Here is an 18475-nt window from a genome sequence, read left to right on the forward strand (position 1 = left end):
GAGGCTCAGTTCGCGGCCATGTAGATGGAAAGGCCGAAGCCAGTCAGATGGTGCAGCGCCTGATCGACGCCGATCAGGGTCCAGAACCAGGGATGCTCGTTCTCCAGCGTCACGCCGAATCGGGAAGCGATGATCCCCTTGAGGCGGTCCACCGTGATATGAATGAAGAAATCAATAAAGGCGACGAACCAGAAACGCGGCGAGACGATCAGGATCAACACCAGCGAGACCGCAAGATGCACCAGGCAGTGCGCCAGCAGCGGCAGCGCCCAGCCTGTCTTTTGATCCTTGCCGATCGCCATCCAGGACGTCTGCAGCATGAAGTCGGCGATGACGTGCTTCACCGTAAGGAGCAGCATCCATCCGACCAGCGCACCTACCACGATCGAGGACGACATCGAAGGAAACAGCAAAGCTGACGCCCTTTGGCTGGGACTGACGAGGTAGCGAAAAAACCGGGGCCTAGGCTGTCAGCGCAATGTTCTTTTCAAACCCGGACTATTCGAACGTTGCCTTTATTTATGACATCTCCTTTACCGGAATGCACCTCTTGGTAGTCTGAAAATCGCACGGTGTGGCGGAACTGCGATACTGCGGCCAAGCGTGTAGCGGGCCTTGGCAGCCGGTCTTGGCAGACGTCTTGGGTAAGGTTACCGCCGGGCCCGGTTTGCAATCCGATAGGAGGGGGCTATCATTGCCCGGCGGGCAAAATTATCGTTCTTTTCTAGGCATTTACGAATTCATTCGGACGGCCCGCGGCGCCAGTTCGGCGGGCGGCACGTCCCTTACCTCCGGGTACGAGCCATGAGCGCTGAGGCCCCAACGCCGCATCCGAGAATGCCGCGTCGCCGTGTTCGGACCGTCAAGAGTAACCGCGCCCAGATCCTGCTGTTTTCCATCCTGACGCTGGTCCTGACCACCGCAGTTGTGTGGGGCGGCCGGGCCTTGCTGCGCAATTCCGAAACGCTGGTGTTTGCCGTCGGCGACGGCAACGGCCCCGAGGCGCGCTTCGCCGCCCGGCTGGCGGTGGTGCTGAAAAATAATTCCTCGCGGCTGCGGCTCAAAATCGTGCCCAATGGCGACAATACGAAGGCGTTGTCGCAATTCGACCGCAAGGAAGCCAACCTTGCGATCCTGCGCACCGACGCCCGCATCCCGCCCCGCGCCCGCTCGATTGCGATCCTAGAGCATGACCTGCTTCTGCTGGTCAGCCCCAGCGGCAAGAAGATCAAATCAATCGCCGAGCTCAAGAAAAAGAAGATCGCTGTCGTCGCCGACAGCGACAGCGGTGCCGTGCTGGTGCGCAACCTTCTCGAACTGTCGGACAATCCGGACGCGACCACGCGGGTCCAGCCGGCGCCGCCGAACCAGAGCTTTGACCATCTATTCGCCGCCGGCTTTACCGCCGTGATCAAGATCGCGCACGCTTCGCAGATCGTAAAGGACAAGAGCTACGAACAATATGCCAGGCGCGGCGGCCTCACGCTGAATGCGATCGAATCGGCCAAGGCGATCGCCAGAAAATACCCGGCGATCTCGGAGGAAACGGTGGCGACCGGCATGCTGTCCGCCTCCCCTGCCCTCCCGGCAGAAGACGTCGACACGATCGGGCTCGAATGGCTGCTGGTCGCCCAATCCAAGCTTCCGACCGCGACCGTCAGCGACCTTGCGCGGATCATCTACGAGAACAAGGCCGAGCTCGCGCTGCCCGACGGCTTCGCTTCCAAGATCGAGCCGGCGGCGACCGACAAGGACGCCTTCATCGTGGCGCATCCGGGCGCAGCCGAATATATCAACGACGAAATCAAGTCGTTCGTCGAGCGCTACAGCGATTTGATGTATGTCGCGCTGGCCGCGCTCAGCATCATCGGCACGATGTTTGCGGCGATCTACGCCAAGGTCACACGGGTCGCACCGGAAAAAGCCAGCCAGCTCGCCACCGCCATTCTCGACATCGGCGAACGCATGGAATTCGCCGATACCCTCGATGCACTCGACGAGCTGCAGGACGAGCTGGAAGGCGTCCTGCGCGGCGTGGTGATCGGGCTGCGCGACGGCACTATCTCCAGCGACGGCCTCGATACCTTCAAACTCGGCTATGAATTCGTCCGTGACGAGATCACCCTGCGCCGCGAGCATCTCAAGCGCCACGCCGCGCAGGATGACAAGGTCGTGGTCGTGAAGACCGCGCAGAGCGCGTGAGCGTCGGTGTAGGATCAGCGAAGCGACTTGTCCGCCGTAGCTCGAAGAGCGAAGGCGTGCACAACATCAGATACGCCCGTGTATAGAGCTGGTGGACACGTCGTCAGCGCTACCTTGTCTACCTTACGCGTATGCGCATTGACCGGCGTCGATTAAACCTAATTGGCAAGCTTAACCGGTGGTTTTCACCGCGGCGCGCCGCTGCTGCGGTATCGTCAGCTCAAGATACGTGCGCGATTTCAAAAGGAATAGCGGCAGATGACAAAGCCCTCCGCTCCGACCAAGGCTGACCTGCTCCGGATGTTGGCCGAGGCGGTCCGCAATACGCAGCCCCAGCGTGTTGAATCGCTACCCGATCCGGTTCGCAACGACAAGCCCGGCGCCAAGCGCGCGAGTCCCTCTCGCACCACGCGCTCCACGCAGAAGCGCACGGACAAAACCAAACGTGTTCGCGCATCCGTTAGCGGTAAGCGGAAACCTCGATAATGCGGGCGGTCATGCCGCCCGAACATAAAAAGGAAGATCGCGGAGGCACGACACTCTGGCTTCGCGCTGCTGCGCGATCGAACAGCGAACTCGCCTGTGGGTAACAGCCTCGTTTCTGTGCGGAACAAGTTGCCGATAAGCCACATGACTCGATGGGATTCCGGTGCGCGCGATCATTGTCGTGGCGATGTCAGCTTCGCCGGCTTAATGAGGTTGTATTAGCGAAGACGGCGCGAAGCGCCGCAGCGACTGGAACGTTCAAGTAATCTGCCGCGTGATTTGGCGATCAGTCGGTGCAACATCCGAAGGAGTCGAACCGCGACATGAGCTTGGACGGTCAAACAGCGAAATCCGATCGTTTCCCGGAGGCGGACGCAGCCTCGGCGCCATCGGATGCGCGGGAAAACGGAAGTCTTCCATTGCAATTCAAGGCGACGGAATTTGTCGTCTATCCAGCGCATGGCGCAGGACAGATCCTCTCGATTGAAAATCAGACCGTTGCCGGAGCAAGCCTGGAATTCTTCGTGATCTACTTCACGAAGAGCAAGATGACCGTCCGCGTTCCCGTCGGGAAAGCTGCGAACGTTGGAATGCGCAAATTATCGGCTCTCTCTACGGTCCAGGAAGCGAAGCGGGTTCTGAGCGAATCTCCCCGGAAAAGCCGTGGCAACTGGTCCCGGCTTGCGCAGGAGTACGAAGGCAAGATCAACTCCGGAGATATCGTCGCGGTCGCGGAGGTCGCTCGCGATCTCTTCCGACCGGGCGAATCCGAGCAGAGCTTCAGCGAACGACAATTATACGTGTCGGCGTTGAACCGCCTCTGCGGGGAAATCGCGCTGGTGGACGGAATCTCCGAAGAACAGACGATCAAGGAACTCGAGGGCCTGTTGAAGACCGGCACACCCAAGCGTAGCGCCTGATCCAGCGTCACGCCGTCACGGCAGGCATCGATGCGTGGGTTGCTGCCGAACCCGTCCGGCAGTAGCTCGCCGATCAGTGCCTTCAAGTTACCCGTGACGCTCCAAAGGTGTGCCGATACCGAGCACCTCGTCGACCGAGCCGATGCCGATAGCAGATGTTTGGGAATTGCTCGCGGTGTCCTCACCCGCGCGGTCTCGATCGTCAAGACCGCCGGCATCCCAATTTGCTGTCGCGGTTCCATCGTTGGCGGCCGAGAGCAGAAGCTGTTTCCGCATTTCGGCGAGGCGGGCACGGCAATATTCGCGGTAAAGCAGGTCGAGTATCGTGGACATGATCGAACCCTCGCTTGATTACCACTTCCCAGGCGATCGTTTCCCACCAATGCGCCCGCGGCACACAATCGATAGCGCGCGGGAATTTGTTGCTGACGATCTCAGTCTGATGCCGAACGTACGGCATAACGTTAATATCAGAGGACCAAACATCCAAGTGCTGCAGGTCGATCGCTCCGCGGATCGTTGATTTCGATCGACTGCGATCAACGAGTGAAGCAGGCCCCTGCGGTTGCGCCGTTGGACCAGCAAGTCTTAAAAACGACTGCGATCGTAACAACTAGAAATCGGTTCATCATGGCGATCTCGTCTTAAAAGAGATTTTTAGCACCATCACTTTCGTAATGACATTAGCTTGATTGTTTTGCCGCGGCGTGAGCCAGTTCACATGCGGCCTTTATCATAATGAGTGAGACTAACAGGCGGACGCTGTCGTTTCTTGGACTTCTGCGCACGACGAAACAGAAGCTCGGTGCGCGAATTGCAAACTAAAGACACCGACGACAACTTGTCGGGGTACTTTGGACGAACGCTTATCAATGCTGGGAGATTAGCATGCCAGCGTGTACAGCGGATTTTACATCACTTCGATTCTCGACACGCGCGATTCCGGAGCGGATGCGCATCCCCATGTGGCGCGAGGAGTTTGGGCGATGCGTCGTCCATGTCGACATCGAGCCTTCATCGGGCGTTCCGTTTCGCGTCGAGGCAACGCTGCAAGCACTTCCGGGTTTGCGCACGCTCGCATGGCAGGGTTCAGCCATGCGCTTCAAGCGTTCACACACGAACATTGCTGATGGTGACGACTCGATTGGCTTCATCATTTGCTCTCCCAGCAAGAGTCAGCTATCGCAGCGCGGCCAGGACGTCGAGCTTCGCGCCGGCGATGCAGTCGGGCTTCTGCATTCGGAACCTGCGGTTGTCACCTATGCAGAAGGACTGCAATTTGGTCTGTCCGTGCCGCGCGAGGCACTGACGCAGCGTGTGACGAATGTCGACAGCCTGACCATGCGGCCGATTCCTCGCCGAGCCGAAGCGCTTCGCCTTCTCGTGGCTTATCTGAAGTCTGCATTGAAGGAGGGCGCTCTGGCTGCCCCCAAGCTGCGTGATGTGGTCGTGACTCACATCCATGATCTCGTGGCACTCGCAATCAGCGATTGCGCTGCTTTAGGCGAGAGCAGCGCGAGCGCCGTTGTGGCGGCGCGCCACAGCGCCGCCCTCGACCACATCGTGGGGCATTTCCAGGACCCGGAGCTGAGCCTTGAGGTGGTCGCCCGTTGTCAGGGCATTTCTCCTCGTTACCTGCAGCACCTGATGACATCGTCCGGAACTTCGTTCACGGAATGCGTGAACGAGTTGCGGCTGCAGCGGGCGTTCGCGTTACTGATGGAGCCTCACAGCAGTGCGCAGCGAATTTCCGACATCGCGCTAGAGGTCGGCTTTTCCGATATTTCGCATTTCAACCGACTATTCCGGGCCCGCTTCGGCGTTTCCCCGCGTGGCGCGCGGAGCGCCGGAAGGTTGCTAGCCGATTCCAAATGACTCGATCCGTAAACGGGGACCCGCTGCGCTCCGCTCCACTCGCCCGCCCTACGCGTCTCAGCTCGATACAACTGCGGCAGATGCGCCCGCCGTCGCCCGCGCGCGGATCTCTGCGATCTTGCACTTGAGCGCGGCCTGCCGCGGGTCGGGCACGGCGGATACGTGCTTCGCCAACCCTACGCTTTGTTCTTGGCGCGCCATTTCGGGCCTGGGCCGCGCATGTAGTGCAGCTCGGGCCGATAGCTGTCGCCGATATCCAGAACCTGGTTGTGAACGATGCCGACGAAGTCGGAAACCGTCGCAGTCGTCCTGCGGACAAAACCAGACCAGCGCGCGGAAGGCGCCGTGATCGCACGGGGGTATCGATGCTGTTCCAGATCATCTTTTTCTCCGTCCGGTTGGATGTGGGCACCGTGACGGTGTAGCGGATCGAGGCTGCGGCTGCGCCAAAGCGATTGCCGTCGCTATCGAGCGATTGCTGTCAACGCCCGTACCTCGGCCCTCGCCCTATGCTGTTAAATCGTGGCCGCCACTGCTTCGATCTCGATACGAAAGCCGTAGTGCAGCGCAGGAACCGGAACGACCGCGCGGGCCGGCGATCCATTCGGAATAGAGTTTGTCGAAAGCCGGCCAGTCATCGATGTCCGTGACGTAGACGCGAACATGAATGAGCCTGTCGGCGGCGCTGTTTGCCGCCGCCAGGGCCGCCTCGAGATTAGCCAATGCCTGACGCGCCTGCGTCTGAAAGTCCTTGTCAGCCAGCCGCGCACCATCGGCGGCGATCGGCAATTGATAGGGCCGGCTCTCACGGCATGACTGTAGTGCCCGCCAGGAGCCGCCATTCCCCGAGGTCTGAGGTAATCGATGTCACCAGCCATTGAACCTTCGCCATGTCTCGATGCCGTTCTTCGTGACGGCCCGGTATTCGGAGAACTGCGCGCCGGTGGCGCAGGCGTGGTTGGGAAGAATTCGAAGCCGCGTGCCGATCGGGAAGCGCTCTTCAGGAGAAGCGAGACGTCCGCTCGCCGCGGCGAGGATTCCATGCTCCTGATTTGCCGCGATCATGACCAGCTCTTGCTTGAGCGGCTTTCCATTCACGTCGCAGGCGATCCCGTAGCCGTAATCGCGGCGCTGGCGGGCGGTGCCGCGGTCCCGGCTCATCGCCATCCATCCGGCATCGACGATGACCCAGCCTTTTTTCACCTGGTGGCCGACCACGGTCGTCAGCACGGAAAGGGCGATATCGTCGATCGTGCAGACGCCGACATTCGTCATGAACAGATCGAAGAACACATACACGCCGGAGCGCACTTCCGTAACGCCGTCCAGTGTGCGGGCGGACAGCGCCGTCGGCGTGGATCCGACGCTCACGACCGGGCAGGGAAGACCGGCGGCGCGGAGCCGTTCGGCCGCGCGCACGCTCAAGGCGCGCTCCTGCTCCGCAAGGCGCGCCAAGGCCTCGGGATCGTTGAGTTCATAGGAGTTTCCGGCATGGGTCAGCACGCCGCCAAGCGTGGCACCGCCGCTGTGAAGAATGCGGCCGATTTCGATGAGACGCCCATCTTCAGGGCCCACACCTGAACGGTGTCCGTCCGTGTCGACTTCGATCAGGACTTCGAAAGGGTCGCGTTGCGCCTGCGCCTCAACGACGGCTTGCGCAGCCTCGAGCGAGTCGACCAGAATTTTGAGACGGCAGCCCTGATCGCGCAATGCTTGCGCCCGGCCGAGCCGGTGCGGAGCGATGCAGACCGCGTAGAGAATGTCGTCGTAGCCCGCGGCAAAAAATTCCTCGGCTTCGCGCAGGGTCGAAACGGTGATGCCGCTTGCGCCCGCGGTGCGCTGCCGGTCGGCAACAGCGACGCACTTGGTCGTCTTGATGTGCGGACGGAACCTGACACCCAGGGCGTTCATGCGGTCCTGCATGCGGGCGATATTGCGCTGCGTACGCGCGACGTCGACGACCGCGGCGGGCGTTTCGATATCGGAAAGAGATGTCATGCCTAATCCAGATATTCGCCCTTGGCGCGCAGCACCGGGACGTCGTGCTCGAGCCCGTGAGCGATCAGCGCGCTGACCGCGGCAGGCTCGAGATCCGCGCCCTGTGGCAGTTCGACGCCAACCGCCGCCATCTGCCGCATGACATCCGGGTCGGCGAGCGCCGCGCGCAAGGCATCATTCAATTTCTGCCGCACCGGCGCGGGCGTTCCCTTGCGCACGAAGATCGCGTTCCAGGAACGGAGGTTGACGCCCGGATAGCCGGCCGCTGCCGCAGTGGACACTTCAGGCGCCTGCGGCAGCGGCTGATCGCTCAGCGCCGCGATTGCCTTGATCGTGCCGCCGAGCACCTGAGGCAGCGCGGTGATGGTCTGGTCGCACATGAAATCCACGTGCCCGCCCATCAGGTCGTTCATCGCCGGGGCAACGCCACGATACGGAACATGGGTAATGTTCAGCTTCAGGTTCGACAGCAGCAGAACGCAGGCATAGTGCGAGATCGATCCGACGCCGGCGCTGCCATAGGTGAGTTTTTCGCGGTTGGCACGGGCATAGGTGACGAAGTCCTGCAGATTGGATACCGGCAAGCCGGGCTTCGCGACAAGAAGCGTGAAGGCCATCCCGGCGAGTCCCACAGGCTCGAAATCGCCGAGCGGATCGTAAGGCAGCCGCTTGAAGAGGGCGACATTCGCAACATGCGTGCCGATGGTGCCGAAGCCGAGCGAATATCCATCCGCCGGCGCCTTCAATAGCTTGGTCAAGCCGATGGTGCCGCTCGCGCCGCCGGCATTTTCCACGATGATGGCCTGCTTCAGGTGGGCAGCCATCGCCTGCGCCACGGCCCGGCCAAGCGCATCGCTCGGGCCACCGGCGGGAAACGGAACGATCAGCGTCAACTGCCGCTCGGGAAATCCCTCAGCCGTTGCCGCGGAGATGTTCAGTGCGACCGCAAGCAGGGCCGCCAACGTGCGCAATATCATGAAAAATCCTCCAGCCACGGAATAAGGCCATCGAGATCAGCAGATTCGTGCTCGGCTGCCGGCGCGCCATCGGGACGCGCGAGGCCGACGCGATTGTGCCAGTATGTACGCAGTCCGACGGCCGAGGTGCCGATGAGGTCGTAGCCGGAGCCCGCGACAAACGCGGCGTCCGCGGGCAGCACACCGAGCCTGTCAAGGGCCATACGATAGGGGCGGGTGTCGGGCTTGTAGAAGCCGGCCTCCTCCGCGGTGATCACGACATCCCATGGCGTGCGGAGGCGGGCGGCGGCCATTCGGCCAAGGCGCGTCGAACAATTGGTGACGACGGCAAGGCGCGTTCGTCCGGCCAGATGATCGAGCGCGGCCTGCGCGCCGCTCCAGACCGGGAGCGACGGCCAATTTGCTTCGAGGGCGTCTGCCGCCGACGGCGTGAGACCGGTCGCGCGTGCGGCCTGGCGGACCAGATCCTCATACGGGACATAGCTCCCGCAGCCATAGGTCAGGCGGAGATACTCCGCCCTCCAGGCCCGGCCCGAGGCCTCGGATCCCGCGGCGTCATTCCAGACGCTCCAGGAATCGAGCAGAGCGGTGAGAAGATCGAAAAGGACGGCGCGGGGCATGGTCATGTCAAATCCCTATCATCCCGATGATCAGTTGTGTTTAAGTGAGATTATCTCTTTCCTTCAGGAAAATTGAATGATCGCCCTCGAGGATCTGCGGTTCGTAGTCGCCCTGAGCCGAACCGGCTCGCTGAGCGCGGCGGCGCGGGCGCTCGATGTCACGCCGCCGGCGCTTTCCATGCGATTGAAGAAGCTGGAGGCCGCTCTCGGCGCCAGCCTTGTCGTTCGCAACTCCCGCGGGCTGCGCTTCACGCCGGAAGGCGAACAGCTCGTTCACGAAGCCCAGTCACTGCTGGCGCGTGTCGACAGCCTGGCGGACAGTCTCAGCGGCGGCGTATTTGCCGGGCCGTTGCGGGTTGTCGCGCCGTTCGGCTTCGGCCGGGTCCATGTCGCGCCCGTCATGGCGGCGTTCATTCGGGACCACCCGCAGGTGCGCGCGACGCTGGACCTTTCCGAGGCGCCGTGGAACAGCCATGTCGAGGCCGACGTCGTCATCCACATCGGAACGGTCCGGGATTCCTCGTGGGTTGCTCATCTGCTGGCCCGCAACGCGCGCTGGGTCTGCGCCAGTCCGGGCTATCTTCGACGATGCGGAACGCCGGCGCACCCGCGGGAGCTGGCGGAGCATGCCTGTCTCTCGGTTCGCGAAAACGAGGAGGACGTGACCCTGTGGCGCTACAAGGACGGCCGCGCATCATCCCGGCGATCGGAGGCGCTTCGCATAAGCCCGGCGCTGACGAGTAACAATGGCGAGGTTGTCCGCGAGTGGGCGGTCGCGGGGCTAGGCATAGCTCTCAGGTCCGAATGGGACGTGGCCCCGTCGGTCAAGCGCGGCGAGCTCCGCCGGCTGCTGGTCGGCTATGAGTTCGAAGGCGCCGACATCCTGGCGCTGGTGCCGACGCGCCGCGGGGTCTCGGCTCGCGTTTCGCATTTTGTCGAAAGCCTGAAGGCCCGCTTCCAACCGAAGCCGCCCTGGCGACGTCCTTGAGGGTGGGAGCAACCACTAACTGGACTGCGGCACCGTCGCATACGCGCTGGCCGTCGCCCGCGCGCGAATCTCGGCGATCTTGCGCTTGAGCGCGGCCTGCCGCGGGTCAGGCACGGCGGCATCGCGCGCCTCAGCCACCGCGCCGGCAAGATCTGACAGTGGCAGCACGCCGTCGAAAGTCGGCTTGGCGAGCCCGTCGATGATCGCGTTCCAGTCCGCCATGCCCTGCCGGTAGACGTCGCCATATCCCACGATCATGGTCGCGGTGCGAATGATCGCCGGCGCCGCCTGGGGCTGCTTGATCAGGCTGCGATCGATCATGTGCAGCCAGCGCTCGACCCAGACCCGCTCCTTGGCGTAGCGCACCGAAAACAGCCGCCAGCGCCGCAGCCCGGCCTCCATCTTGAGACGACGGATACTGAAGCGGCTCTTCGTGCTGAAACGGATCGAGACGCGCATGCGGCGCGTCCAGCCCAGCCAGTCGAGCGCGTCGAGAATGTACTCGGCGATCACGGCCGGCAGCGCGCCGATCAGTTCATCGAGGCTGAATTTCCTGACATCGACGGACCCGGCCGCATTGGGGCGGTCTTCCAGCTCGGCCAGCTTGAGCTGCGCGATGCGGATCGGGTCCTCATAGCTCATGCGCACTGCCATCAGGCGGGCAATGTCGGCCAGCATCTGATCGTCGACGCCCTGCTTGCCGATGAAGCGCCGCAGACGGTCGATATAGAGCCGCGCGTAGCCCGGCCCCTGATAGTCGATGAGGAGATGGATGGCGTCGCTTGCCAGCGCCATCACCGCCGCCGGCAACCCTTCGGGCAGGAACGGCGGCTCGTCGTCATCCTCGCCGATGAAATCGGCGAACAGGTAACGCAGCGACGATACTATACCGCGGTCGGCCACCCCTTCGCTCCGGCTCCTACGCGGGCTTCGACTCGGCGGCGTTGGCCGCGATCACCTGGGCCAGCCGCTTTTCCGCCGCCTCGAGGTTCTGGAACAGGCGGGCGCTGGCGAGACGAAGGAAGTAGAAGCCGAACGCGGGATTTTGCACGTAAAGCTCCTCGACCTTGGTGTAGCTGACACTCAGGATCAGCCCGGCCTCGACGCATTCCAGCGTCTGGGTTCGCGTGTTCGACGGCGACAGCATGCCGAGTTCGCCGACGATCGCGCCGACCGGCAGCACGATGCCGGATTCGACCAGCTTGAACTTGCCGCTCACGATATAGAGCATGTCCTCGGCCTTCTCGTCCTTGTAGAACAGGATTTCTCCGGCCGCGCAATTGCGCTCGGTCATGAACGGCTTCAGCCATTCCATCGAGAGGTCGCTGTTGACGGATTTCTTCACGTCGCGCACCAGCTGCAGCATCTGGTGCAGGCGGTAGGAGTTGACGAACAGCATGACCGCCTGAACGCCCATCACCAGGTAATTGTGGGTTGGAATAGCCGTCACGATCAGCACCACGTTGGCGAGGATGCCGAACACCCGGAGTGGGATCATGGTCTTCATCGTGGTGGTGGCGACCACGAAGATGGACGCGAATAGCGCGCCCGCAGTTCCTGCGTGTTGTGCCAGATGAGACGGATCCATGGAGGCCAACCAAATTCTTCAGGGATTGAATTTTTTCGCGATTCTGCAGCCGTGCCAGCTATCTAACGTCGGCCGGTCCCTTTTGGTATACGAGGAAAGGCTGACGTTTTGTCCGGTTTCTCACTATTTCCGGGGAAAAATCGCCTCCCAGGGCGCCGCTACCATGGGCCAAATCGGCTCTCCCGATGGTGCTGTGGGCACAGGGCCATCGTTGACGGGCCTCCCGCCGGCAGGCACTTTGCCGCCCATTGGTCGCCATTGCGACCCGACCGCCGTCTAAGCCTTATTGCCCAGGCCCCCACATCCGATGTCCAAGCGGCTCATTTTCTCGTCACTGGCTCAGTTCACCGCCAAGACGGCCGGTCGCAACATGACCACGGCAGCCTATGTCGCAGTTGCCGCCGGCGTCGCCGCGATGGCGGTGCTGACGACCGGCCCGGCCTACGAGGCGGCGCATCATTGGGTCGACGCAGTGCTATGGGCGTGCCTCGCCTATTTCGTGTTCGAGTGGGTGGTGCGGCTGCGGCACATGGCGCGGCAGGACCGGCTGTCGCTCTATTTGCTTTCCTCAAGCGGGGTGGTCGACGCGATCGGCGCTCTGGCCGTGCCGCTCGCGCTTTTCGCGGGCGTCGAGCCGCGGACGGCGTGGCTGCTCAGCATCCTCTGGGTGCTGAAAGTCGTGCCCGGCATCCCCGGGCTGCGGCAGTTGCGCCGCGTGCTGGTGCTGGAATCGGGGCCCCTGCTCAGCGTGCTCGTGATTTTCCTGATGGTGGTTTTTCTGGCTTCCGTTGCGGAATATTTTCTGGAGCGCGACGTGCAGCCGGCAACGTTCGGCAGCGTGCCGGCGGCGCTGTGGTGGGCGGTGGTGACGCTGACCACGACCGGCTATGGCGACGTGGTGCCGATCACGCCGCTCGGCCGGATGGTCGCGGCGTTGGTCATGATCTCCGGCCTCGGCGTGTTCGGGCTCTGGACCGGTATCCTGGCGACCGGCTTTGCCGCCGAGACCCGCCGCGACAATTTTCTGAAGACATGGGAGACGGTCAGCAAGGTGCCGTTCTTTGCCACCCTCGGCCCCGCCGCGATCGCCGACGTCACCCACATGCTGCGGACGATGGATTTGCCGGCGCGCACCATGATCATCCGCAAGGGCCAAAAGGGCGACTGCATGTATTTCATCGCCGCCGGCGAAGCCGAGGTCGAACTGCCCGGCAAGAAAGTGGCGCTCGGCGAGGGTGCATTCTTCGGCGAGATGGCGCTGCTCGGCAACAGCGTGCGCGGCGCCAATGTCACGACCACCAAGGTGACGCGGCTTCTGGTGCTCGACCTCGTCGACTTCCGCCTCCTGATGGCGCGGCATCCCGACCTCGCCGAGACCATCGACGCCGAGGCCAAGCGGCGCGCGCAAGAGAACAAGTAAGCAAAACCAACAAGAACAATGGAGACAACGATGCCCGACACGGCCGATTCAGCGAGCGCGCCCATCCTCGAAATCAGCGGCGCGCGCGCCACCATCCGTCTCAACCGGCCAAAGCATCTGAACCGGCTGCAGAGCGAGGATCTCGGCGAGATGATGAAGCTGTTCGATCGGATCGAGGCCGATGGCGCGATTCGCGTGCTGGTTTTGACCGGCACCGGCCGCGCCTTCAGCGCGGGCTATGATCTCAATTCGGTGGCGGACCGGGCGACCAGCGAGACGGAGCAGCAGAGCGCGGGCTCGGCGTTCGAGGTCGTCGTCAACCGCCTGGAGGATCTCGGCGTGCCGACGATTTGCCGGCTCAATGGCGGCGTCTATGGCGGCTCGACCGACCTGGCGCTGGCCTGCGATTTCCGCATCGGCGTCGACAGCGCCGAAATGTTCATGCCGGCGGCACGGCTCGGGCTGCACTATTACCCCGGTGGCATCAAGCGCTACGTCTCACGGCTCGGCGTCGACAATGCCAAAAAGCTGTTTCTGACCGCGCAAAAAGTCACCGCACCGGAGATGCTGCGCATCGGCTATCTCACCGCCATGGTGCCGGCGGAAGCACTAGACGAGGAAGTGGATCGCCTCGCCGCGATCCTCGCCGGCAACGCGCCGATTGCGATGCGCGGCATGAAGCACGCCATTAATGAATTCGCGCGCGGCGCGCTCGATGAGAAAGCCGCCGACCGCCGCCACCGCGAAAGCATGCGCAGCGACGAGATCAAGGAAGGCATCGAGGCGTTTGCGGAAAAGCGGCCGCCGCGGTTTTGAGCGGCTGGGCGCTCCCCGGATGCTGCGCAGCGCCAACAGCGCGTTCACGCGCGTCTTTGACGCGCTATGCCTTCGCGGCGTGGTGCGCTGCTAAGCCGGGGTCTATCACATAGGTCCCGGCTCTGCGGCACAACGCTTGCGCGCTGCACCGCGTCCGGGACACGATAGTTTCTCTGACGCCAGTCGCACGAAACAGTTCTGAAACACGATTTTCCCGCTTTGGCATGAACGCGAATTGCGGTCGGTCCGACTGATGGGCAGGGACGCAACAATGGCCTCATGCCACGTAACTGGAGAATTTTAACGATGTTTCGCAAGATCACCCTCGGACTGATCGCCGCCACCTCGCTCACCCTTGCCGCCGCGGCGCCCGCTTCCGCCGGTGGATTTCATCACCATCACTGGGGCCATCATTGGGGCTGGGGTCCCGCCATCGGCGTCGGCTTCGGCGGCGTCTATGTCGACACCCCCGTGAACGGCTGCCTGCAGCAGCGCTGGGTCGAAACCCGCCGTGGCATGCGCCTGCGCACCGTGAACGTCTGCGCCTACTGATCGAACGTCTCTGAAGCAAGAATCCCGGTCGCGAACAGCGGCCGGGATTTTTCCGGCTGGAACCACGCACTTCCGGCCGATTTGACCGTGGCCCGCGCCGGCCATATGGTGGCGCATGCGGTGCAAGCCGCTCCCGGGCCCGCGGGAAGGGTTGAACCCACTTGCAGCTTTCGAGCGACATCTAGAGCCTTTGTGCAGCCGGTATTGCGGGCCTTCGGCGATGTCACGCACGGAGGTGTCTGATGGACCGGTCGCCCGATCGCTTGAATCTCGATCATCTGAAGAAGCAAGCCAAGGATTTGATTCGCCTCTATCGCGATGGCGATGCGGCGGCGATGGCGCGATTCCGCGCGGCGCTGCCGGCTGCCGCCGGGCATAGCGATCAGGCCATTTCCTCGCTGCAGTTTCGCCTGCACGACGCGCAATCCTGCATCGCGCGCGAACACGGGTTTGCGTCATGGCCCGACTTGAAGCGTTACGTTGAAGTGCAGATAGCGGCGCACAGCGAGCGCTCTGCCCGCGTGCTGCACTGGGCGCAATTGCTCTATTCCGGCGATATCAGCGGTACGGTCAACCGCGCCCATCCGCGCGTTGCTTTGCGGATGCTGGCGGATGATCCCGAACTGGTGGCGGATGATCCCTATCTTGCCTGCACCATCGGTGACGAACGCGCGCTCCAGCAGGCGACGGAAGCCGACCCATCCTGGCTCAACCGGCCCGGTGGCCCGTTACGGCTGCCGCCGCTGTTTGCGGTAGCCCATTCGAGCCTGCTGCGCGTGGAAGAATTCGGCGAACGGCTGCATCGCTGCGCGCAGCGGCTGATCGCTGATGGCGCCGACGTCAACCAGCACATTTTCAGCCGCTGGCCGCCAGGATCGCTTGATAAGCCGGACCAGCGCTATCCGCTCTCGGCGCTTTATGGCGCGGCCGGCAGCAATCACGATGCGACACTAACCAAGCTTTTGCTTGAAGCCGGCGCAAACCCGAATGACGGCGAATCGCTCTATCATTCCCTGGAGAATCCGGCATGCACACGTTTGCTGCTGGAGCACGGCGCGCGCATCGCCGAGAGCAATGCGATCTACCGCGCGATCGATCTTGAAGATGACAGTGCGCTGAAATTGTTGCTGCAGCACGGCGGCGATCCGAACGAGCCGGCTCGGAATGCGCCGTTGAGCGATTGGGGCTCGCCGCTCGCATGGGCCATATACCGCCGGCGCCCCCGCCATGCCAGCGCACTGCTGGAGGCCGGCGCTGACGCGTCGCAGCCAACGGCTGATGGCGTCAGCCCATACCGGCTTGCACTGCAGTTCGGACTCTCCGACATTGCGGCCCTGCTGCGGACGCAAACCGACGTGCCTGACGTTTCGGATGAAGAGCGTTTCGTTGCCGCCTGCGCAAGTGGCGACGAAGCCGAGGCACGCGCGATTCAAGGTCGGCGACCTGATCTGCCAGCCTCGCTCTCACCGAAGCAATTGCGCCTGCTACCCGATATGGCCGCGGCCGGCGCCGATGATATCGTCAGGCTGATGGTCCGCCTCGGCTGGCCGATCGCCGTGCGCGGCGGCGATTGGGACGCGTCCGCGCTCAATCTTGCCGTGTTTAGCGGCAACTCGGCTTTGACGCGGTTTCTGCTCGAACACGGCGCCGAATGGACGGAACAGCACGGCCATGGCGACAATGCCTGCGGCACGCTCGGATGGGCCTCATGCAACGAACCGGTCGAAGGCGGTGACTGGGTCGGCTGCGCGCGCGCCTTGCGCGATCACGGCATGCCCGGCGCGACCGCAATTCCCGGTGATTCCGACCATGTGATCGTCGCTGGAAAAAAGAAGCGGTTTTCGGATGACGTTACCGAGGAATTGCTCGGCTAATCCACGAACGTCACGGTATCGGCGATGGTTGCCCGCGAGGTGCGGTAGCTGTTGACCTTGTGGGCGTGGTCGGCATAGCCGAACGAGATGCCGCAGACGACGCGGCGGTCATCCGGCAGATTGAAATGGCGCCGGATCAACCCCGAATGCCGGGCGAGCGCAACCTGCGGAATGGTACCGAGGCCGAGCGCCTGCGCCGCCAGCATGAAGTTACCGACGTATGCGCCGCAATCGACCGCGCCATAGATGCCGAGCGGTTCATCGGTGTGGATGATGGCGACATGCGGCGCGCCGAAGAAATTATAGTTCTCCAGCGCCTGTTTGGCGTAGGCCGCCTTGTCGCCGCGGGCGATGCCCAGGGTGTTGTAGAGCTGGAAACCGCTCTCGCGGCGGCGCTCCAGATAGACGCCGAGATATTCGCGCGGCGGCGCAAAGTCGTGATTGTCCTTCGCCCCCGAGGCGGCCTCGGCATAGATCGACTTGCGAAAATTCTCCTTGGCCTCGCCGCTCGCGATCAGCACCTGCCAGGGCTGGCTGTTGCACCATGACGCCGTGCGCTGTGCGACTTTCAGGACGTGCTCGATGGTCTCGCGCGGCACTTCCCGCGGCAGGAACGCCCGCACGGAATAGCGCTCGTTCAGCAGCTCTTCGAGCACGCCGATGCGGTCTTGCTGATTTACGCTGGCATCCATGCCTTGCTCACTTTCGTGCCCCGGACGCGATGCGGCACGAAGTGACGCGTCGCAGAGCCGGGGCCCATCACACTAGGTCCCGGCTCGGCGGAGCAGCGTTTCACGCTGCACCTTGTCCGGGACACGAGAGTTGTTCTGCGGAAAGATCACCGCCCCTTGGTCGGGATCTTGTTGAACGGCACGTCCTTGTCGACGCGGATATCCCCGGGCAAACCGAGCACGCGTTCGGCGATAATGTTGCGCAGGATTTCGTCGGTGCCGCCGGCGATGCGCATCGAGGGCGAGGACAGCAGCATCTGCTGGAATTGGCCACGCACCAGCTCTTCGTCAGTGCCGGTGAGCGCGCCGGCCGCGCCCTGCAGATCCATCGCGTAAGCCGCGATATCCTGCAGCATCATGCCCGACACCAGCTTGCCAATGGAGTTTTCCGGACCGGGACGTTCGCCCTTCGACAACGAGGAGATGGCGCGGTAGCTGGTGTATTTCAGCCCGCTCGCCCTCACCGCCCAGCTTGCGAGCTTGGAACGCACGGCGGGATCGTCGATCGCAAGCCCCTCCTCCAGCACCAAGTTCGAGCAGAATTCGAACATCTCGGGGACGCCGGTGGCGAGCCGCGAGCCGATCGACATGCGCTCGTTCATCAGCGTGGTCAACGACACGTTCCAGCCATCACCGACCGCACCCAAGCGCTGGCTGTCCGGAATCACGACGTCGGTGAAATAGACCTCGTTGAATTCCTGCATGCCGTTGGCCTGCTTGATCGGCCGCACCTCGACGCCCTCGCTCTTCATGTCGAGGAAGAACATCGTCAGGCCCTTGTGCTTGGGCACATTGGGATCGGTACGGGTGATCAGAAGACCGTAATCGGAATAATGCGCGCCGGAAGTCCAGATCTTCTGGCCGTTGACGATCCAGTTGTCGCCCTTCTTCTCCGCGCGGGTGCGCAGCCCCGCCACGTCGGAGCCGCCCGCCGGCTCGGAGAACAGCTGGCACCAGATATGTTCGCCGGACGCCAGCTTCGGCAGATAGTGGCGCTTGTGCTCCTCGCTGCCGAACGCCATCACGGTCGGGCCGCACATGCCCTCGCCGATCTGGAACGGCTGGGTCAGCTTGCCGTAGACGCCCTCTTCCTGCTGCCAGATCACCTTCTCGATCGGCGTCGCGCCGCGGCCGCCATATTCCTTCGGCCAGTGCAGGCAGGCCCAGCCGCCCTCGGCCTTCTTCTTCTGCCAGGCCTTGCCGACATCGACGATCTCTTCCTTCTCCAGGCGGATGCGGCCGAGCGAGGATTTTGAAAGCTCCGCCTCATATTGCTTCGGCGCGTTGGCATCGATCCATTTGCGAGCCAAGCTGCGGAATTCCGCTTCCTGCGGGGTGTCGTCGAAGTTCATGGCGGCATTCTCCTTTGTCTCTGGAAACGTGCCCCGGACGCAGCGCGAAGCGGTGTGCTGCAGAGCCGGGGCCCAT

18 protein-coding genes are annotated in these 18475 nt (G+C 62.9%); 8 read left to right on the forward strand and 10 right to left on the reverse strand.

Features of this window, described 5'->3' with window-relative positions; translation table 11 throughout:
* Nucleotides 1–5: 5 nt before the first annotated feature.
* Complete coding sequence (locus tag RX331_RS35575; RefSeq protein ID WP_317258319.1) at nucleotides 6–359, reverse strand: DUF3307 domain-containing protein; 354 nt, start codon at nucleotides 357–359, stop codon at nucleotides 6–8.
* 445 nt (nucleotides 360–804) lie between these two features.
* Here RX331_RS35575 and RX331_RS35580 point away from each other — a divergent pair, with 445 nt between their 5' ends.
* Both RX331_RS35580 and RX331_RS35585 read left to right on the forward strand, forming a co-directional pair.
* Nucleotides 805–2202 carry a TAXI family TRAP transporter solute-binding subunit gene (locus RX331_RS35580; protein ID WP_317254230.1) on the forward strand — a complete coding sequence of 466 codons (1398 nt, stop codon included), beginning with the start codon at nucleotides 805–807 and terminating at the stop codon, nucleotides 2200–2202.
* 779 nt (nucleotides 2203–2981) lie between these two features.
* Nucleotides 2982–3608 (forward strand): CarD family transcriptional regulator, encoded by a 627-nt coding sequence (locus RX331_RS35585; RefSeq protein WP_317254231.1) that lies wholly within the window; start codon nucleotides 2982–2984, stop codon nucleotides 3606–3608.
* Nucleotides 3609–3695: 87 nt separating this feature from the next.
* Here the strand turns inward: RX331_RS35585 and RX331_RS35590 are convergent, their stop codons facing one another.
* The gene (locus RX331_RS35590; protein ID WP_317254232.1) at nucleotides 3696–3941 is read right to left on the reverse strand and encodes a hypothetical protein; all 246 of its coding nucleotides are present in this window, start codon (nucleotides 3939–3941) and stop codon (nucleotides 3696–3698) included.
* Nucleotides 3942–4496: 555 nt separating this feature from the next.
* Here RX331_RS35590 and RX331_RS35595 point away from each other — a divergent pair.
* Nucleotides 4497–5483 (forward strand): AraC family transcriptional regulator, encoded by a 987-nt coding sequence (locus RX331_RS35595; RefSeq protein WP_317254233.1) that lies wholly within the window; start codon nucleotides 4497–4499, stop codon nucleotides 5481–5483.
* A gap of 507 nt (nucleotides 5484–5990) precedes the next feature.
* On the opposite strand, the gene RX331_RS35600 is transcribed toward RX331_RS35595, so the two are convergent.
* The 4 genes from RX331_RS35600 to RX331_RS35615 form a co-directional block, all read right to left on the reverse strand.
* Nucleotides 5991–6272 carry a Rid family hydrolase gene (locus RX331_RS35600; protein WP_317254234.1) on the reverse strand — a complete coding sequence of 94 codons (282 nt, stop codon included), beginning with the start codon at nucleotides 6270–6272 and terminating at the stop codon, nucleotides 5991–5993.
* A 78-nt stretch (nucleotides 6273–6350) separates the two neighbouring features.
* Nucleotides 6351–7481: a DSD1 family PLP-dependent enzyme gene (locus RX331_RS35605; RefSeq protein ID WP_317254235.1), complete on the reverse strand. Its 1131-nt coding sequence runs from the start codon at nucleotides 7479–7481 to the stop codon at nucleotides 6351–6353.
* Between the two features lie 2 nt (nucleotides 7482–7483).
* Nucleotides 7484–8458, reverse strand: coding sequence for a tripartite tricarboxylate transporter substrate-binding protein (locus RX331_RS35610; RefSeq protein WP_317254236.1), 975 nt, complete (start codon nucleotides 8456–8458; stop codon nucleotides 7484–7486).
* Entirely contained in the window at nucleotides 8455–9084 is a 630-nt protein-coding gene (locus tag RX331_RS35615; RefSeq protein WP_317254237.1) for an HAD-IA family hydrolase, read from the reverse strand. Before RX331_RS35615 ends, RX331_RS35610 begins: the two co-directional genes overlap by 4 nt.
* A 70-nt stretch (nucleotides 9085–9154) precedes the next feature.
* Between RX331_RS35615 and RX331_RS35620 the strand changes: the two genes are divergently transcribed.
* Complete coding sequence (locus RX331_RS35620) at nucleotides 9155–10066, forward strand: LysR family transcriptional regulator (protein WP_317254238.1); 912 nt, start codon at nucleotides 9155–9157, stop codon at nucleotides 10064–10066.
* Between the two features lie 15 nt (nucleotides 10067–10081).
* Here the strand turns inward: RX331_RS35620 and RX331_RS35625 are convergent, their stop codons facing one another.
* Complete coding sequence (locus RX331_RS35625; protein WP_317254239.1) at nucleotides 10082–10969, reverse strand: DUF6537 domain-containing protein; 888 nt, start codon at nucleotides 10967–10969, stop codon at nucleotides 10082–10084.
* A 16-nt stretch (nucleotides 10970–10985) separates the two neighbouring features.
* Complete coding sequence (locus RX331_RS35630) at nucleotides 10986–11654, reverse strand: cyclic nucleotide-binding domain-containing protein (RefSeq protein ID WP_317254240.1); 669 nt, start codon at nucleotides 11652–11654, stop codon at nucleotides 10986–10988.
* 307 nt (nucleotides 11655–11961) lie between these two features.
* On the opposite strand from RX331_RS35630, the gene RX331_RS35635 reads away from it, so the two are divergent.
* From RX331_RS35635 to RX331_RS35650, 4 genes are all read left to right on the forward strand, one after another.
* Nucleotides 11962–13074 carry an ion transporter gene (locus RX331_RS35635; protein WP_317254241.1) on the forward strand — a complete coding sequence of 371 codons (1113 nt, stop codon included), beginning with the start codon at nucleotides 11962–11964 and terminating at the stop codon, nucleotides 13072–13074.
* A 30-nt stretch (nucleotides 13075–13104) separates the two neighbouring features.
* Complete coding sequence (locus RX331_RS35640) at nucleotides 13105–13890, forward strand: enoyl-CoA hydratase/isomerase family protein (RefSeq protein WP_317254242.1); 786 nt, start codon at nucleotides 13105–13107, stop codon at nucleotides 13888–13890.
* 306 nt (nucleotides 13891–14196) lie between these two features.
* Nucleotides 14197–14442 (forward strand): hypothetical protein, encoded by a 246-nt coding sequence (locus RX331_RS35645; RefSeq protein WP_317254243.1) that lies wholly within the window; start codon nucleotides 14197–14199, stop codon nucleotides 14440–14442.
* Between the two features lie 242 nt (nucleotides 14443–14684).
* Nucleotides 14685–16316: a hypothetical protein gene (locus RX331_RS35650; RefSeq protein ID WP_317254244.1), complete on the forward strand. Its 1632-nt coding sequence runs from the start codon at nucleotides 14685–14687 to the stop codon at nucleotides 16314–16316.
* Here RX331_RS35650 and RX331_RS35655 read toward each other — a convergent pair.
* Nucleotides 16313–17008: a nitroreductase gene (locus tag RX331_RS35655; protein ID WP_317254245.1), complete on the reverse strand. Its 696-nt coding sequence runs from the start codon at nucleotides 17006–17008 to the stop codon at nucleotides 16313–16315. The two genes, RX331_RS35650 and RX331_RS35655, sit on opposite strands and share 4 nt — an antisense overlap.
* A gap of 146 nt (nucleotides 17009–17154) precedes the next feature.
* The gene (locus RX331_RS35660) at nucleotides 17155–18399 is read right to left on the reverse strand and encodes an acyl-CoA dehydrogenase (protein ID WP_317254246.1); all 1245 of its coding nucleotides are present in this window, start codon (nucleotides 18397–18399) and stop codon (nucleotides 17155–17157) included.
* Between the last annotated feature and the right edge of the window lie 76 nt (nucleotides 18400–18475).

Origin of the sequence: Bradyrhizobium sp. BWA-3-5, assembly GCF_032917985.1 — a bacterium.
In the GTDB taxonomy this organism is placed as follows: domain Bacteria; phylum Pseudomonadota; class Alphaproteobacteria; order Rhizobiales; family Xanthobacteraceae; genus Bradyrhizobium.

Bases quoted from the DNA above. Each gene is read 5' to 3' on its own strand.
- RX331_RS35650 (WP_317254244.1), top strand. From the start codon at position 14,685: ATGGACCGGTCGCCCGATCGCTTGAATCTCGATCATCTGAAGAAGCAA.
- RX331_RS35580 (WP_317254230.1), top strand. From the start codon at position 805: ATGAGCGCTGAGGCCCCAACGCCGCATCCGAGAATGCCGCGTCGCCGT.
- RX331_RS35655 (WP_317254245.1), bottom strand. From the start codon at position 17,008: ATGGATGCCAGCGTAAATCAGCAAGACCGCATCGGCGTGCTCGAAGAG.
- RX331_RS35610 (WP_317254236.1), bottom strand. From the start codon at position 8,458: ATGATATTGCGCACGTTGGCGGCCCTGCTTGCGGTCGCACTGAACATC.
- RX331_RS35635 (WP_317254241.1), top strand. From the start codon at position 11,962: ATGTCCAAGCGGCTCATTTTCTCGTCACTGGCTCAGTTCACCGCCAAG.
- RX331_RS35645 (WP_317254243.1), top strand. From the start codon at position 14,197: ATGTTTCGCAAGATCACCCTCGGACTGATCGCCGCCACCTCGCTCACC.
- RX331_RS35620 (WP_317254238.1), top strand. From the start codon at position 9,155: ATGATCGCCCTCGAGGATCTGCGGTTCGTAGTCGCCCTGAGCCGAACC.
- RX331_RS35660 (WP_317254246.1), bottom strand. From the start codon at position 18,399: ATGAACTTCGACGACACCCCGCAGGAAGCGGAATTCCGCAGCTTGGCT.
- RX331_RS35640 (WP_317254242.1), top strand. From the start codon at position 13,105: ATGCCCGACACGGCCGATTCAGCGAGCGCGCCCATCCTCGAAATCAGC.
- RX331_RS35595 (WP_317254233.1), top strand. From the start codon at position 4,497: ATGCCAGCGTGTACAGCGGATTTTACATCACTTCGATTCTCGACACGC.
- RX331_RS35615 (WP_317254237.1), bottom strand. From the start codon at position 9,084: ATGACCATGCCCCGCGCCGTCCTTTTCGATCTTCTCACCGCTCTGCTC.
- RX331_RS35590 (WP_317254232.1), bottom strand. From the start codon at position 3,941: ATGTCCACGATACTCGACCTGCTTTACCGCGAATATTGCCGTGCCCGC.
- RX331_RS35605 (WP_317254235.1), bottom strand. From the start codon at position 7,481: ATGACATCTCTTTCCGATATCGAAACGCCCGCCGCGGTCGTCGACGTC.
- RX331_RS35630 (WP_317254240.1), bottom strand. From the start codon at position 11,654: ATGGATCCGTCTCATCTGGCACAACACGCAGGAACTGCGGGCGCGCTA.
- RX331_RS35575 (WP_317258319.1), bottom strand. From the start codon at position 359: ATGCTGCTCCTTACGGTGAAGCACGTCATCGCCGACTTCATGCTGCAG.